Genomic DNA, 15,661 nt, shown 5'->3' with positions numbered 1-15,661 from the left:
GACGGCCCGCCGCACGGTGACTTTCGGCAGTCTCGGCGCGGTTCGCTGCCGCGCGATGCTGAATACGGATCGTTGAGCCCAGCGGGGATGAGGCCTGGCAGAAGAGGATACGCTGTTGGTGGCGCCCGCTGGACCTGTGTCGTATACGCGCTGTGTGGCGCGAGGCCAGGAACGAGAAGCGGGTGATCGAGGTGATGAGGTCCTCGACGGCAACGCTGCGAATTTGGCGGGCATTGCCGTGGAGCACGAACCCGCTGATGCGATTGTCGGACCGGTTCGAGGGGGTCGTTCGTATCGTGGCGGTCATTGCGGTACTGGCGGCGATTCCGGTGGCGGGAGCTCTGGGCACCGCCACGTATTCTCCTGCCGCGGTGCATCTTCGCATGGAGAATGCGACGGAAGTCGAAGTCACCGCGACGATCACCACAGCTCCGGTCTTTGTTCCCCGCTTGTCTACGGGAGTCGCGGCGTACACGGTGGCCGATGACCGGTTCGATGCGATGGTGTCGTGGAACGAGAACGGACGCTCAGGGCAGTCGACCACTGCGGTCGGCGGTGATGCGAAGCCCGGGGATCGGATTCCGTTGTGGCTGGACGCGCATGGTCGCCCGACCAGGCCTCCGATTCCATCGGATTACGCGGCGATCCAGGCCATCGCAACCGGCATCGGCTCATTACTCGGAATCTGGTGTGGTGCTGCCGTTGCGGTGGTGTTGACGGTTCGGATTCTCGAGGCATGTCGCAGCGCCGCGTGGGCACAGGAGTGGCAATTGGTCGGCCGTTCGATCGGACAGGACAAGTAAAGCCGCCGACATCCAGCCATCGAATCCCGGGAGTGCACAATGACCGACCGAACCGAATCCCGACCAGAGAAGTCGAATCCACCGATCGTCGCCGCTGTCGACGGTTCAGCGGTGGCATATCACGGTGCGGCGTGGGCCGCGGTCACCGCGGCGTTGCACGGCTGCGCCCTGCATCTGATCACCTCGACCGCAGTATCGACCGGTTTCGGTCCGACTCCGGTGCTGACCGATGACGACCTGAGCTGGCTCGAGGCCGAGGGGGAACGGGTCATGGCCGAAGCGTGTCGCGTCACACGGGCCGCCGCGCCGGCCGAGACGCTCGAGATCGACACCGAAGTGATCCACGACCCGATCATCGCGCACCTGCTCCTCCGGTCGCGCAAGGTTCGTTTGCTGGTTGTCGGCAGCCGCGGGCTCGGAATGCTCAGGCGCGGGATTCTCGGCTCGGTCGGCACGGCGCTGACGCGGCACGCACATTGCCCGGTCGCGGTCGTGCATTCGCCCGCCACGGACGCTGTCTCGGCGCACCGGCCGGTACTTGTCGGTGTGGACGGAAGTCCGAACAGCGTGCCCGCGATCGAGATCGCGTTCGAGGAGGCATCGCTGCGCAGGGTCGCACTCGTAGCCCTGCACGCCTGGAGTGACATCACCGGGAGCGAGGTTCCGCTGTTGGGCTGGGATGAGACCGTGCACGAATCGGAAGGCGCGCTACTGGCGGAAAACCTGGCGGGCTTCAGCGAACGCTACCCGGACGTGCCGGTCCGGCGAATCCTGACGCGGGACAGGCCCGCTCGCGCACTACTGGAGGAATCGGAGAAGGCTCAACTCGTCGTCGTCGGGAGCCACGGCCGCGGCGGATTCACCGGCATGCTGCTCGGTTCCACCAGCCACGCCGTGGTGCAGTCGGCCGACTGCCCGATCATCGTCGTGCGCGAGCACGATGCAGGTCTCCTCACACGCGGAAAGTGATGGGCGCTGAGACCACCCCCCAGCAGGTCCGGCGGATGCCGCACCGACCTCACCTGCTGACCAGGGTTTGGCATTCAGTCGGCTCGGCCGGGGATCGGTGAGCCGCCGGTGTAGTGGCCGTGGACATCGACCTGTCGGGTCTCGGCCTGTGGGGCCCGCAATACCTCGTCGGGGCGACTGCCGCTGCGGTACACGGTGATTCCCTTACAACCCTGGCGCCAAGCTTCGCCGAATATGCGCAGGACGCCATCGATCCCGGTGTCTTCGGGAAGGTTCACCGTCTTGGCGACGGCGGTATCGGTGTGTCGCTGAACGGCGGCCTTCACCCGAATATGCCAGATCGGGTCGATCTCGCGCGCGGTGACGAAACATCTTCGCAGGTCATCGGGCAGCCCGGGGCATGCCGCGGTACCAGTGGCGACGACCTCGGCAGCCACCTGCGGCGTCCAGACGCCGCGCATACGGGATTCCAAGGACCGCAAGCGTTTCGGCGAATCCCACGACACCCAAACCGATCTTGCGGGTTGCATGTGCGGCGGCGGCGAGTTCGGGCGCGGGATAGTTCGCCATGTCGATCACGTCGTCCAGAAACCGCACGGCCGCGTCTACCGTATCGGCCAGTCCGTCCGTATCGAGCCGGCCCTCGGAAACGAAGCGGGGCAGAGCGATCGAGCCGAGGTTGCACGATTCGTAGGCGGCCAGCGGCACCTCACCACACGGGTTGGTCGCCTCGATCCGCCCCGCACAAGGCAGCGGATTGGCCCGGTTGATGGTGTCCAGGAAAAGGATTCCAGGTTCGCCGGTCTGCCATGCCTGTACCGCAATATCTTTCAGCGGACCCTGGGCCGGGATCTCCCGTACGATGGCTCCGGTTCGCGGGTTGATCAGCGGAACCGGCCGATCCGACGCGGCTGACGCGATGAAATCGTCGGTGACACCGCCCGACAGGTTGAACGTGGGCAGAACGGCAACGTCGGTCTTGGCATGCACGAACGCCGCGATATCGGGATGATGGACATCGAGAACAACGGCCATATTCGCCCCGCGCCGCCGCCCGCCCAGCCGAACCACCTGTGCCGCGGTGTCGTAGAGGCGGATAAACGATACCGGTCCGCTCGCCCGGCCACCTGTCGACGACACCACATCCCCACGAGGACGCAACCGCGAGAAGGAAAATCCTGTGCTGGCACCGAATTTGTGCAGCACGGCGGTCGTACCCAAGGTATCGAAGATCGATGCCAGCGAATCCTCGATCGGCAGCACGAAACACCCGGACAAGACCCTCGAAGCGGTGCCGGCATTCATCAATGTGGGCGAGTTGGGCAAGAATTCGAGCCCACGAAGCATTGCCGAGAATCGCGCGGCCCATCGGGCGGCGTTACCGCGACGATAGGAATCCTCCGACCGCGCGACGAATTCCGCTACCCGGTCCCTCATCCGCCCCGTCGACTCACACACCCGCCCAGTCGCATCGCGACGCAGATACCGCGCCGTGACAAGCTCGAGCGCAGCCGGAGACAGCCCTATCTCGTCGACTACCGCTGCCTCCGTGTCGGTCACATCACCCACCTCCGCGCCGGCCGGACTTCACCGAGCCGACGACCGCCGCACCGCGATTCCCGTCTGTGCGGTCCCCTGCGGCCAGTTCGTTGTGCCGTCAACTCGCGGTCTGTGAACTTGCGACAGTGTCGGCCGCGACGAGTTCGTTACGCACGTCGACGACGCCCTCGATGGCCTCGGTCAATGCGATGACGATGGCGATCAGCATCGGATGCGGCACGGTACCTCGCAGGGTGACGACACCATCCACCACCTCGACCTGCACCTGTTCGGAGGTCGTACGAATCATCATGCGCAGGACCTCACTGCGAATGTCATCGGCCAGTTCCGCATCGGAACGCCGATACACCGACAGCACATCTCTTCGGCTGATGACGCCGACCAACTGCTGGTCGGCATCGACAACCGCAAGGCACTTCACACCACGGCGAGCCATCGTCGCCGCGGCCGCGGTGAGCCGCACCCCCGGCTCGACCGTCACCGCCGGTGAACTCATCAACTCGGCCGCGGTCCGAGCCATCGTTCCGGTGACAGCCTGACGCTGCAGTCTATGCCGCATCGCCGGACCGACCACTCCCCCGACAGCGGCCTGCTTGACGATCAGGTCGGCTTCGGTGACCACGCCGACCACGTGCCCCCGCGTGTCGAGCACCGGCACGCCACTGACGCCATGATCGACCAGAGCGTTCACCACATCTCGCATCGGTGTGTCCAGACGCACGGAGACGACATCGCGAGTCATGACATCAGCAACTATTTTGTGCTTCACGTTTTCCCCTTTCACGCCGACGTTCACCCAGTCTGCCCGCCGATGTGATCACGATCAGGAGGCCAACATCCCGACGCTGCAGGACCAATGGACACCGGACAGACGACCGCCGCTGGCGGCGAAAACCGCGGCTCGAGAATGTCCGCAGCCCACAGAGGTGCCGCGGACACCACGATCCGGCAAAGTCAGTTCCTACCACCGGCAGGCCCCACGACGCATTCGCCCACACGACCGCGCTGACGGGGAAGACCCTCCACCTCTCGGCCGCATCCGGCACTCCCGGCCCCACCGACCGGGCGGTCCGCCCGCGCCGCCGATCGAGGCAAGCGCGCAGCAATGCACCTCGGCATTCGCGGCCCCGGCCCATCGATCTGAAGATCCCGGCGGTATACATCGATCGTCCGCAGGGATCCCATACATGGGGCAGTTCGAGACCGATCTGCGTGATTCCTGGCCCTATCTGGCCCGAGCCATCGGAGCATGAAGGAAACTCCCGGTTTCGCAGGCACGATCAGGACCTCCTACGCGCACCCGCTATCGCACCGATTCACGGAACAGACGCCCCATAGATAAGAGCCGTCTCGAGACCCAGCGATGATGCCACCGGCTCGAACACAATTCCGCCGGACACGTCACGAACTACCCCGCAAGCGGTGACTTTCGTCCCTCGCATCCGTGTCTGCTCACACGGCACACTCTTCTCGGTCGGCGTCACTTTCCCGTCCCCGGTGACGCCGACGACGACTTCCTCGGTGAATCGAGGCCAGCAAGGCGCGGGCAGACTGCTCGTGGGCTACGACGCTGCGCACCACGACCTCCGGATAGCGATCGCGGTGCCCGGCCAGATTCTCCGCCAGCGCAGCGAATTCCTTGTCCTGCACCTGATTCCAGCTGACTGCGGGAGATATTCTGCCACTCGCATCGTTCCAGCATCGCAGCGCGACCAGGTCCACGCCGCGCAGTGCCGCTTCCTCGAAGGCCAGCGCCACCGCGGGCGCGTTGTTCGTACTGCCCTCCCGTGCAGTGCCGCGCCGGTCGCGGCCAAGGCCACCGCCTGGCACGATATCGCCGAACCGTCGGTGCTCACCACGATCGGCGACACGAACTCCGATTCCGGTGTCCCCTCGCTCACCCGCTGCTCCCGAGGAAATCGACACAGGAGCGAATCGTGGTCAAACGTGGATAGTCGCTTTCGGCGATCGCCTCGCCGCGGAGGGCGGAGAGTCTTTCGACGAAGGTCAGGAAGTCCAGGGAGTCCAGTTCCAGTGCGGTGCGCAGAGGTACGTCCTGGTCCAAGGTCGCGAGTTCGGATTCGGTGGCGAATCCGCGCAGCGCGTCCCGAACGGCTGCGCCGGCGGATTCGCGGGCATCGGTGGTGGCCATGGCTTCACAGCTCCTGGGGATGTTGTACGAGATCGGCGATGGCATGCAGGAAACGAGCGCCGGTCGCACCGTCGCTGGCGCGGTGGTCGGCGGACAGTGTGGCGGTCAGTTGTGGTCGCACACCGAACAATCCGTCCACGGCGCAGGGGCGTTCGCGCACAGCTCCCACACCGACGATGGCCACCTGAGGGACGGCGATCACTCCGTAGACCGAATCCACGCCCATATCACCGAGATTGGTCACGGTGATGGTGGCCGCGGTGGTGTCCGAGGATCGCAGGCGCCCGGCGCGGGCACGCGCCACGACCGAGCGCAGCGCCGACATCATCCCCGGGAGGTCCAGACCGTCCGCATCGGGGATCGTCGGCACGATGATGCCACCACCGCGCAGGGATACCACAACGCCCAGGTGCACCGCCGACGCGGGCTGGAAACCGTCGTGCAACCAGTAACCGTTCAGCTGCGGCACCTGCCGGGCAGCACTCGCGATCGCGCGGAAAAGTACTGCGGGCAACAGGATTCGGTTTTCCACGGATGCCGTCGCGTTCCTGCGCAGCAGCCAGTCCGTAGCGGCGGACACGTCGATGGTGTCGGACAAATAGTAGTGCGGGACGGTTTGTTTGGAGCGCACCATCGCGGCTGCGATCATCGACCGCATGGCCGCGATATCGCGGCCGGGACCGACGGATTCGGGTGTTTTGGTCGCGGTGTCGGCCGACGTCGTCTCCGCAGACGTCTCGACTTCGCCCTTGGGTGGTGCCGACGGTAGGTCACCGGCTCGCACCGCACCGCCCGGACCACTCCCGACCGCCGCGGACAGATCCACGCCGCTGGTATCGGCGAGCCGCCGGGCCAGCCCCGACGCACGGGTGTGCTGCGCGGAACCCGGGCCCGTCGATGCGGCCGGACTCGGACCGTTCCGAACTTTCCCGTCTTCCGGTTGCACGGCGTCGTGCCGCCGGATAGCCGAGTCGATGTCCGAGCGCAACACTCGCCCCGCGGGCCCGGTCCCGTATAGCGCGTCTGCATCGAGACCGGCCTGCTCGGCCAGGCGTCGGATCAGCGGTGTCATTCGTTGTGGCGGATGAGTGTGTTCGAGTTCCGCTGACGAAGCGGCAGGGGCCTGCGACCCGGTTTCGGCGGCGATCCGGGGGGATTCCTGTGACGCGGGCTCGGCGGTGGTCTGCGTGGGGGCCCGCTGTGTTCGGTCCGGTGCCCTCGACACTCCGTCGCCGATCGTGGCGAGCACCTCCCCCACCGGCACGGTCCGGCCTTCGGGGACACGGATCTGCTCGACGACGCCGTCGTCGAAGCATTCGATCTCGATCGCGGCTTTGGTGGTGTCGACCTCTGCGACGATGTCACCACGTTTCACCGGGTCACCGGGGTGAACGAACCAGTGCAGCACGGTGCCCTCGGTCATGTCCGCGCCCAGCGAGGGCATCCGGAATTCGATCACCTCAGCCCACCGCCTCCCGGATCGCGGCCATGACCGTGGCCGTCTGCGGCAGCGCGGCCTCCTCGAGCTGACGGGCGTACGGGATCGGCACCTCGGCGCTGCAGACGCGGCGGATCGGTGCGTCCAGGTCGTAATAGGCGTGTTCGCAGGCGCGAGCCGCGACTTCCGCGGCGATGCCCACGCTGCGCCAGCCCTCGTCGACGACGACCAGCCGATGCGTCCGGCACACCGATTCCAGCAGCGTTTTCTCATCGAGCGGGCGCAAGGAACGCAGATCCACCACCTCGACCGAAATTCCGTGCGTGGCCGCCTCTTCCGCGGCGGCGAGCGCGACCGGCACGGTCGCGCCATAGGCGACGACCGTGACATCGGTGCCGCAGCGCCGGACCGCGGCATTGTCCAGGTCGACCACACCCGCATCCTCGGCGAGTTCGGACCGGCTGTTGTACAACGCGATCGGTTCGAAGACGAGAACCGGGTCCGGGTCCAGCAGAGCGGATCCGAGCATTCCGCGCGCGTCGGCGACGGTCGCCGGACACACCACGCGCAGGCCCGGGATGTGTGCGTAGAAGGCTTCCAGGCTGTGCGAATGTTGCGCTGCGAGTTGACGTCCCGGCCCGGTGGCCATCCGGATGACCAGAGGCACGCCCAGCTGCCCGCCGGACATATGCCGGATGGTGGCCGCGTTGTTGAGTATTTGATCGAGCGCGAGGAGGCTGAAATTGACGGTCATGACCTCGACGATCGGCCGCAGACCGCCGAGCGCGGCGCCGATCCCGGCTCCGACGAACGCCGATTCGCTCAGTGGTGTGTCGCGAATGCGTCCCGGCCCGAATTCCTCCAGCAGGCCTCGGGTGACGCCGTAGCAGCCGCCGTAGGCTCCGACGTCCTCACCCATCAGAAACACCCGCTCGTCTGCGAGCAGGGCATCTCGCAGGGCTGCCCGCACCGCATCCCGGTAGGTGGTCATGGCCGCTCCGCGTAGACGTGGCGGGTCAGTTCGGTAATGGGCTCGACCGGCGCCGCTTCGGCCGCGGCGATGGCGGCGTCCAGTTCCGCATCGGCGTCCGCTTCCAACGCCGCCGGCGTCCCGTCGTTGAATTCGCCGGTGTCGCGCAATTGTTCGGTCAGCAGCCGGATCGGATCGCGCTCGCGCCACCGCGCGATCTCGGCCTTGTCACGGTACCGGTCGGCGTCGTAGAGCGAATGCGCCCGGAACCGGTAGGTCCTCACTTCCAGGAAGCACGGGCCGCCGCCGCCGCGAATGGAAGTCAGCGCGCGACGCGCCGCCGCGGCAACGGCCATCGCGTCCATGCCGTCGACCGGCCACGCCGTCATACCGTATCCGGCCGCCCGCAACGCCAAATCGGTCATCGCATGCTCACGGGCCAGCGCGGTGCCCATGGCGTACTGGTTGTTCTCACACGCGAACAGCACCGGAAGCCGCCACAGCGCGGCCAGATTCATGCACTCGTGGAATTCCCCTTCGGCGACGGCGCCGTCGCCGAACAGGCACACCGTGACTCGATTCCGTCCAGTCAGGCTGTCGGCCAGCGCCAGGCCGGTAGCGACCGGCAGTCCTCCGGCGACTATCGCATTTCCGCCGTAGAACCGGCGACTCGCATCGAACAGGTGCATCGATCCGCCGCGCCCGTGGCTGCATCCGGTGGTTCGGCCGAACATCTCGGCCATGAGCGCGGACATGGGAATCCCGCGCACCAGGGCGTGGCCGTGCTCGCGGTAGGTCGACACGACCGCATCGTCCGGTTCCATCTGGCTCAGCAGCCCGGCAGCCACCGCTTCCTCTCCGATGTACAGGTGCAGGAAACCGCGGATCTTCTCGGCGCTGTAGAGCTGCACACAGCGTTCCTCGAATCGACGGATCCGGATCATCTCGTGCAGCAGTCGCATCGGATCGGGCTCGGGCTCTGCCCCGATTTCCGGCTCCACAACTGCGGGCTGCATGTCGGTGGTGCTCATCGTGCCGTCTCCAGAGTGGACAGATCCCCTTCGGGCAGGCCCAATTCGCGGGCTTTGAGCAACCGGCGCATCACCTTTCCGGAGCGCGTATGCGGCAGGCTGTCGACGAACTCGACTTGTTTGGGCGCCACCGCGCCCAGCGCGCGGCGGCCGAACGCGGTCAGCTCGGCGCGCAGGGTCTCGCTGGGCGCGACCCCGGGGCGCAACAGTACGAACGCCTTGACCAACTCCCCGGCGACCGGATCCGGGGTGCCGATCACGCCGGCCTCGGCGACTGCCGGGTGGGACATCAACACGCTCTCCACCTCGAACGGCCCCACCAGATGCCCGGCGGATTCGATGACGTCGTCCGCACGACCGACGAACCAGTAATAACCGTCCTCGTCGCAGCGGGCCAGGTCGCCGGTCAGATACCAGCCGTCGGCGAACGCGTCCGCATACCTGACCGGGTCGTTCAGATAGCCGCGGAACATCGACGGCCAGCCCGCTCGCAACACCAACTCACCGACTTCACCGGTATCGGCCGCGATCACCGCACCGCCCACTACCGCGGCCCGCCCGCCGGTGCCGAGTCGCAGTATCGTCGACTCCACGCCGGGCAGTGGACGTCCCATCGAACCGGGGCGTATCTGTGCCGCAGCGATATTGGCGATCATGATGGCGCCTGTCTCGGTCTGCCACCAGTTGTCGTGCACGGGATGCCCCAGTACCCGCTCGCTCCACACCACGACCTCCGGGTTCAGCGGCTCGCCGACGCTGGCCACGAACCGCAGGCCCGACAGGTCCGTTCCGGGCGGCAACTCGTTGCCGTGGCGCATCAACATCCGCAACGCCGTCGGCGCGGTGTACCAGACCGAGACGCGTTCAGCGGTCAGCACGTCGTACCAGCGTTGCGGATCGAACTCGGCCTCGTCGCTGATCACGGTCGCCCCGAGGCTCAGCGGTGCGATCACCCCGTAGGACATGCCGGTGACCCAGCCCGGGTCGGCTGTGCACCAGAACACATCGCCGCCGCGCAGATCCAGCGCGGCTCGCGCGGTCGCCCGGTGCGCCACGATCGCACCGTGCACGTGCACTGCCCCCTTGGGCATGCCCGTGGTACCGCTGGTGAAATGAAGTAATGCCGGATCCTCGAAATCCGTTCGCACAACGTTGAATTCGGCCTCGGCCGCAGCCATCGCCGTGGGTAACGAGACAACTCCGGGCAGGTCACTGTCGGCGTCGATGACGATGACGTGCCGTAACGCGGGAAGTGCGTCCCGCACCGGCGCGACCTTGCGGCGATAGAAGGCAGAAGTGGTGACCAGTGCGCTCGCCTCCGACAGGGCCAGGCGCTGGCGTACCGGCTCCGGTCCGAATGCCGAGAACAGCGGCGATACGACGCAACCGGCTTTCCAGGCGCCGAGAGATGCGATGTACAGCTCAGGCGTACGGCCCAGCAGAGTACACACCCGCTCCCCACGATAGATCCCGAGTGCGTGCAGGACGTTGGCGAACCTGTTGCTCAGCGCGACCAGGTCCGCACAATCCAGGGTGGTACCACCGCCGGTTGCCGACAACCATCGAAGCGACGGCGCGTACCCCACCGGCGAATCCAGATGCCTGTCGACCGCCTCCACAGCGATGTTGACCCCACCCCCGGTAAGACCGGACAGCTCGGCTCGGGCGGTGTCCCAGCAGAATTCACGTCGCGCTCGCGCGTAATCGCCGATATTGGCGGAGCCGACGTCGGCAGCCGACTTCTCGATCGGCGCGTACCGCGCGGTGCCCACGTCATGCCTCGCCGTGCCCGTCACGTCCACGCTCCCGCCATGGTTTCCTTCTCCCCGCAACTCGAGTCAACGACGCGCGGCTCGCGGGTGGAAGAGCGTAAAGGCACCGGGAAATGGTGACCTCGGTCGTGCGGGCTGTCAGCCGGCGAGTCGTGGCCCGCATACACGGTGCAGAACTCATTCCGCAGGCCGGCCGAGACATTGGTCCCGCCCGGCCGGGCACGAGTCCTCTCACTTGCGCTTCGACGCAGGGCGCAGGCTGCTTGGTATGGAACCGCAGCTACCCCGCATCGCCGTGATATACGCGACCGCCCAGGGTTCGACCTGCGAGATCGCCGAATTCATCGCCGAGAGCCTGAGGGCACGCGGCGCCACCGTCGAATTGGCCGATGTCGAGCATGCCCCCGACTTGACGCGTTTCGATGCCGTAGTGCTCGGCAGCGCCGTACACGACATGGCCCTGCTGCCGAACGTCGATGATACGTACATCACCACATCGAGGAACTGAACGCCATACCGGTGTGGCTCTTCAGCGTCGGCGCGGGACCGGCATTGCGCGGGCCGATCGGCCGCAGAATCGCTGCATACGTGCCGAAAAAGATTGCCGCAGTGCGCGATACGATTCAGCCGGTCGGGTATGCGGCATTCGCGGGCACTACGAACGAGTCGGGGTCTCGCTCGCTGCCCGCACCCTGTACCGGCTGATGGGTGGCGGTCGCTACGGCGATCTGCGTGACTGGAACGCCATTATCGGCTGGGCCACGTCCATCGCCCGGACCCTGCGGCTCCCGCAGCCCCTGTCGACACCGACCCATCCCGTCGCACGAGCGTGAGCAGCGGCCGCACGAACCTGATAGGGCAGGTCGACGAGGTACAGCTGGGGGTGTGGTGTGTCCAACGGGCACGTCAGCGCGGCGCGTAGGGTGGTGCGCTGATGTCCGGGGTCGTCGACCCAGCCAGGTGTTGTGCCGCGACCGGCCGATCCGATTGACGATGGCAGTGGTGTTGCCCAGGTCGTAGCCGAACTGCACGACTCGCACACCTTGTTCGTTCGACGTGGCGGGCCCGGGCCTTGGCCCGGTCGATGAAAGCGGCATCCTCGTCGAGTTCGATGAACTCGGTAAGCGTGTTCGTCCCTTGCACGCGGCTGAGAAATCCTTATCGCGCATCGTTGTGCGGGCATCGAGCGTCATGAACTGATCGATCGGCACACCCAGAACGGGTGGCCAGCAGCGAGGGGTATCCATGTGAGTCATCCCGTGCCCAGGTCGCGGCGGCGGAATGCCAAGAGCGACAGGGCGATCAGGGCGAGGCCCGTGACAGTCAGGACTGCGGCGGGGGTAATGGCGAACTGTTGCAAGGGGACTCGGGACAAGGCGTGAAAAGGGCTTATTTTCAAGGACCATTCGGGGGCTTTCAGGGCGGTGCCGAGTGCGTCCCAGAGATAAGTGGCGGCGACCACGCCGTCGGTAAAGGAGACGGCGCGGGGCCAGATTGCGAGGATGGTGGCGGTGAAGCCGGTGGCGATCACGATCAGGGGAATCGTATTGCCGACGGCTGCGGCGAGGCCGTTCACGCGGACGTGCTCACCGGTTATCGACGCGCCGATCCAGATCGACCCGGTCGCGAGTGTCGTCGCCGCCAGTGCGGCCGTCGCCGACAGCAGGATGCGGCCCGCCGAGCCAGCCGGTGCGTGAGCGGGGCATGGCGAGCACGAGTTCGAGGCGGCCGGTGGATTCCTCGCCGCGGGCGGCTACCCCGAACCTGCGGCGATCGATGACTACGCAAAGGTCCTGCGGGACTGGGGCTTTGAGTCGAGATCGGTGACCACGCCCTGGAGCGGCACGGTTACCTGGCCGGTGCCGCCGAAGACCGGCTCGCCGACCTCAACGCCGCCTATGCCGATCCCACGGTCAGAGCGGTGATCACCACACGTGGTGGTGCCGACACCTACCGCATTCTCGAGGGCCTCGACTTCGGCGCTATCCGCGCAGACCCCAAACCGTTGATCGGATTCAGCGACATCACCTACCTGCACCTGGCGATCTGGCACAACTGCCGAGTCCCGGGCATCCACGGCTGCCTGGTCGGGACAACGCAATCGCGACCGTCACCAGCTACTCACCAGCACCGTCCGAAACCGCCCCGAACATCGTCCGTCCGGCCCGCAAAACGGTTCCGACCGCGGAAGCGCCCAGGCTGTTGATAGTGCCCGTGATTCGTTGTTGGACATGAAAGCGCTCGTCGAGTCTGCCGATCACGCTCGAGTGGTTCTGGGCCTGTTGGAGCAGGTGCGGGGCCTGTTCGTAAAATTGGTGCGTTTCTCGTATCAGCGGCGTTATGGCCGTGGCGAGGACTGCGGCGAGGATACCGAAGACCACCACGATCACCAGGCTCACCGCCGCCCATCGGGGGACCTTGCGGTTCACCAGCCCAGACACCGCGGGCTCCACTCCCAACGCGAAAAACATAGCCGCGGCGACCAACACCAGCACCGAGGATGCGGTGCCGAGGAGGCGCACCGCGCCGTAGGTCACCGCGACCCCTGCCGATGCCATCAATCCGATATGAAACGGTGAGCGCCGATCGAATCGCCGACCGCGTGCACCGAGTGGCGGACTGTCCGATCGTAATTGTGCCGCAACATGTTCCGCGGACACGATCGCGCCTTCGTCATCACTGTGCGGGCGGCCCACACGGCGATGGTGTCCTTGTTCGGCAAGGGGGTGGCCGTCGGCCCGACTGTGCTCGTCTGCGTCCAATGCTGCGACCCTGTTCGCGCTTACCCACGCATCATCGCCAGTTCACTGGTGCCACTTCCCGTCGATACCGCCGCGCGCTACAACAGGCGCGGCGCCTGAGCGCGCGACGGCGGTATCGACCAGCTTGAACCGGCCGTCGGTAGCGGCCTTCGAGTGGTCCCGGATTGCCGCCGACCGGGATCACCGGCCGGTGTGTGCCTTTAACCCTTGTTGGTCAGCGCGTCGGCCTCGGCGCGGGTGAGCCCTGCCTCGATCGTGGCCCATTCCGCGGCGTCGAGGCAGTATTCGGCCAGGACGATGGCTGCCGCGGCGTCTTGTTCGGCGTCCTGGGCTGCCTGCTGTGCGTGCTTGGTGTCCAGTTCCTGCTTACGCTTTTGGAAGTCGGTCCGCATCGCCGTCATCTGCTCGTCGATCGAACTTCTCGTCTGTGACCACCGTTCGCGCATCTGACCGCGCGCCCTCCCGATTGCCGCGTCCAGTTCCTTTCCCGAGCGGTCGAAGTCGTTTTCGAGTTTCTGGCGGCGTTCTTGTAGTGCGGTACGGTTCTTCTCCCGTGTGGTGGCGGCCGAGTCCTCCACTCGCTTCATGCGGGTGGCGAGATCCATCAGCGAGTCCGACAACGGTTTCATCTCCGGTTCCTTTCTCCTGAATGGACGCGTGCGCTGTACGGGAAAAGCCTGCGCCGGGTGAACACACACAGCCAAGGGCCGAAGGTCCCGGTGCTGTCCGCTGGTGGATGGGTGTCGCCCGCAAGCCGGCAGACCTGTCGCCGGGGCACCGGCCGGTTGTGCTCAGCCGTGGGATGGGATCGCGCCGCCGGGGGTTCGTTGGGCCCCGAAGAGTCGTCCCGAGGTCTTCTGCGTCGTTGTCACCGCCCTGCGGGTCGTGAACGCGGAGACGATCTGGAAGCCGCCCAGCACCACCAGCCACACCCCGGTGACGATGGCGAGCACGACGATCGAATGGAACGGCCACGCCAGCACCACCAGCCCGGCGAGCATGCTGATGACGCCGAAGAACAGGTGCCAGCCACGGCCGGGCAGCTCGGGAAAGCTGATCGCTGTCGCGGTTTCCGCGACGCCCTGGAACAGGAATCCGATCCCGATCCAGATGGCCAGCAGCAATACCGCGTATCCCGCACCGAAATGACGGAAAGCCAACACTCCCAACCCGATCGACAGGACACCGGCAAGGAACAACAGCACCCGGGACGAGACCGATACGTGCAGGATGAACGCGAATGCGATCTCGGCCAGGCCCGACACCACCAGGTACACCCCGAACAACACGGCCGCGACGAGGATCGAAATGCCGGGCCAAGCCAGTACCAGGACTCCCAAAACCAGAGCCGCGAGGCCGGAGACGAGCTTGACTTCCCAGAGATGACGCAGGAAACCCGGTGTTTCGTCTGTCTTCATGACAACTCCTTCCGACAGCTGTGGTGATTCCCATGCTGTCGTTGTCCCGGGTCGCCTGATAGGGACCAACGCCCTCGAAACACCACTGCAGGCGGCTGCGTCGTGCTCGCTGAGGCGGAACTGCGGGAAATGACCGTGGTCGTTTCGACAAACCTGCGACGCGGCGGCTGCCACCCCTTCGTCGCCGGTGCCGCAGTGCCGCGGACTGTCTGATGACAACCAGACACACCTTTCGCTGATGCCGGCCGGCGGCTGGCGTTCGGGGTCTGGAATCGCGGGAGCTGAATCAGAGGGCTGCGAATGGCCGAGTCGATGCGTGTGCCACGCCTTTGCAGGGGCAGCAGCTACCGGAAGCCCGGCCAGGTGAAGTGTCCGCGCCTCGGCCGCTTACTTCTCAGGCGAGCCGGTCCAGCAGCCACCATCCCTGTTCCTCGGTCATCCACGAGGAATCCGCGGGAGATGCGGAGGCGTGCAGCGCGTCATCGAACATCGACAGGCTCCGATCGTCGCTCGCGGTCAGTCCTTCCGCATCAGGGACGCCGTCGGTGGTGATCTTCAAACTCCTGGGCAGCAGAGGCATGTTGCCGACGTCGAACAGCGCGTTCGTCGCGGTGCCTCCGCGGGCGACGCGGTGGATGTCGTAGATGAATGTGTCGAGGCCGTGGTCGTGGACGCGCTCTTTGAGGAGGTAGCCCAGGCCGTCGGTGCCGCCTGGGCCTGTGGTCAGGTCCATCAGCTGGTCGGTGTAGATGTATCCGGACAGCAGCAGCACGGGTAGTGCACGGG

17 protein-coding genes and 1 pseudogene are annotated in these 15,661 nt (G+C 66.2%); 4 read left to right on the top strand and 14 right to left on the bottom strand.

The annotated features are described in order from the left end of the window. Nucleotides 1–182: 182 nt before the first annotated feature. Both AC5WS7_RS04085 and AC5WS7_RS04080 read left to right on the top strand, forming a co-directional pair. Nucleotides 183–803 (top strand): Rv1733c family protein, encoded by a 621-nt coding sequence (locus AC5WS7_RS04085; RefSeq protein WP_495952961.1) that lies wholly within the window; start codon nucleotides 183–185, stop codon nucleotides 801–803. A gap of 39 nt (nucleotides 804–842) precedes the next feature. Continuing rightward, nucleotides 843–1,772, top strand: coding sequence for a universal stress protein (locus AC5WS7_RS04080; RefSeq protein WP_495952960.1), 930 nt, complete (start codon nucleotides 843–845; stop codon nucleotides 1,770–1,772). Nucleotides 1,773–1,846: 74 nt separating this feature from the next. On the opposite strand, the gene AC5WS7_RS04075 is transcribed toward AC5WS7_RS04080, so the two are convergent. The 9 genes and pseudogenes from AC5WS7_RS04075 to acsA form a co-directional block, all read right to left on the bottom strand. Further along, complete coding sequence (locus AC5WS7_RS04075) at nucleotides 1,847–2,209, bottom strand: ribonucleotide reductase barrel domain-containing protein (RefSeq protein ID WP_495952959.1); 363 nt, start codon at nucleotides 2,207–2,209, stop codon at nucleotides 1,847–1,849. Between the two features lie 22 nt (nucleotides 2,210–2,231). After that, nucleotides 2,232–3,341, bottom strand: a pseudogene (locus AC5WS7_RS04070) (ribonucleotide reductase barrel domain-containing protein); the annotation flags it as partial. 88 nt (nucleotides 3,342–3,429) lie between these two features. Next, nucleotides 3,430–4,101, bottom strand: a complete 672-nt coding sequence (locus tag AC5WS7_RS04065; protein ID WP_495952958.1) for a CBS domain-containing protein — start codon at nucleotides 4,099–4,101, stop codon at nucleotides 3,430–3,432. 683 nt (nucleotides 4,102–4,784) lie between these two features. Beyond that, on the bottom strand, nucleotides 4,785–5,162 hold the full coding sequence (locus tag AC5WS7_RS04060; RefSeq protein WP_495952957.1) for an adenine nucleotide alpha hydrolase family protein: 378 nt from the start codon (nucleotides 5,160–5,162) through the stop codon (nucleotides 4,785–4,787). Nucleotides 5,163–5,229: 67 nt separating this feature from the next. Further along, complete coding sequence (locus AC5WS7_RS04055) at nucleotides 5,230–5,484, bottom strand: phosphopantetheine-binding protein (RefSeq protein WP_495952956.1); 255 nt, start codon at nucleotides 5,482–5,484, stop codon at nucleotides 5,230–5,232. A gap of 4 nt (nucleotides 5,485–5,488) precedes the next feature. After that, nucleotides 5,489–6,943, bottom strand: a complete 1,455-nt coding sequence (locus tag AC5WS7_RS04050) for a dihydrolipoamide acetyltransferase family protein (RefSeq protein WP_495952955.1) — start codon at nucleotides 6,941–6,943, stop codon at nucleotides 5,489–5,491. Nucleotide 6,944: 1 nt separating this feature from the next. Beyond that, complete coding sequence (locus AC5WS7_RS04045; RefSeq protein ID WP_495952954.1) at nucleotides 6,945–7,913, bottom strand: alpha-ketoacid dehydrogenase subunit beta; 969 nt, start codon at nucleotides 7,911–7,913, stop codon at nucleotides 6,945–6,947. Then, complete coding sequence (pdhA, locus tag AC5WS7_RS04040) at nucleotides 7,910–8,854, bottom strand: pyruvate dehydrogenase (acetyl-transferring) E1 component subunit alpha (RefSeq protein WP_495953736.1); 945 nt, start codon at nucleotides 8,852–8,854, stop codon at nucleotides 7,910–7,912. The genes AC5WS7_RS04045 and pdhA overlap by 4 nt, the downstream gene beginning before the upstream one ends. A 65-nt stretch (nucleotides 8,855–8,919) precedes the next feature. Further along, nucleotides 8,920–10,719, bottom strand: coding sequence for an acetate--CoA ligase (gene acsA / locus AC5WS7_RS04035; protein ID WP_495952953.1), 1,800 nt, complete (start codon nucleotides 10,717–10,719; stop codon nucleotides 8,920–8,922). Between the two features lie 244 nt (nucleotides 10,720–10,963). On the opposite strand from acsA, the gene AC5WS7_RS04030 reads away from it, so the two are divergent. Further along, a complete protein-coding gene (locus AC5WS7_RS04030) occupies nucleotides 10,964–11,203 on the top strand; it encodes a flavodoxin domain-containing protein (protein WP_495952952.1) in 240 nt (79 codons plus the stop codon). A gap of 744 nt (nucleotides 11,204–11,947) precedes the next feature. Here AC5WS7_RS04030 and AC5WS7_RS04025 read toward each other — a convergent pair. Then, entirely contained in the window at nucleotides 11,948–12,358 is a 411-nt protein-coding gene (locus tag AC5WS7_RS04025; RefSeq protein ID WP_495953735.1) for an efflux permease Rv1217c-related protein, read from the bottom strand. A gap of 156 nt (nucleotides 12,359–12,514) precedes the next feature. On the opposite strand from AC5WS7_RS04025, the gene AC5WS7_RS04020 reads away from it, so the two are divergent. Continuing rightward, nucleotides 12,515–12,901 (top strand): LD-carboxypeptidase, encoded by a 387-nt coding sequence (locus tag AC5WS7_RS04020; protein WP_495953734.1) that lies wholly within the window; start codon nucleotides 12,515–12,517, stop codon nucleotides 12,899–12,901. On the opposite strand, the gene AC5WS7_RS04015 is transcribed toward AC5WS7_RS04020, so the two are convergent. The 4 genes from AC5WS7_RS04015 to AC5WS7_RS04000 form a co-directional block, all read right to left on the bottom strand. Then, nucleotides 12,813–13,457, bottom strand: coding sequence for an AI-2E family transporter (locus AC5WS7_RS04015; RefSeq protein WP_495952951.1), 645 nt, complete (start codon nucleotides 13,455–13,457; stop codon nucleotides 12,813–12,815). The genes AC5WS7_RS04020 and AC5WS7_RS04015 overlap by 89 nt on opposite strands. 200 nt (nucleotides 13,458–13,657) lie before the next feature. Continuing rightward, nucleotides 13,658–14,086 carry a hypothetical protein gene (locus AC5WS7_RS04010; RefSeq protein WP_495952950.1) on the bottom strand — a complete coding sequence of 143 codons (429 nt, stop codon included), beginning with the start codon at nucleotides 14,084–14,086 and terminating at the stop codon, nucleotides 13,658–13,660. A 162-nt stretch (nucleotides 14,087–14,248) separates the two neighbouring features. Beyond that, nucleotides 14,249–14,875, bottom strand: a complete 627-nt coding sequence (locus AC5WS7_RS04005; RefSeq protein WP_495952949.1) for an HdeD family acid-resistance protein — start codon at nucleotides 14,873–14,875, stop codon at nucleotides 14,249–14,251. A gap of 394 nt (nucleotides 14,876–15,269) precedes the next feature. Further along, on the bottom strand, nucleotides 15,270–15,647 hold the full coding sequence (locus AC5WS7_RS04000; RefSeq protein ID WP_495952948.1) for a hypothetical protein: 378 nt from the start codon (nucleotides 15,645–15,647) through the stop codon (nucleotides 15,270–15,272). Nucleotides 15,648–15,661: the final 14 nt, after the last annotated feature.

Source organism: Nocardia sp. PLKS1-43 (assembly GCF_059510335.1).
Note: the sequence above shows the minus strand (reverse complement) of the source record. Positions and strands in the feature narration are given on the sequence as shown.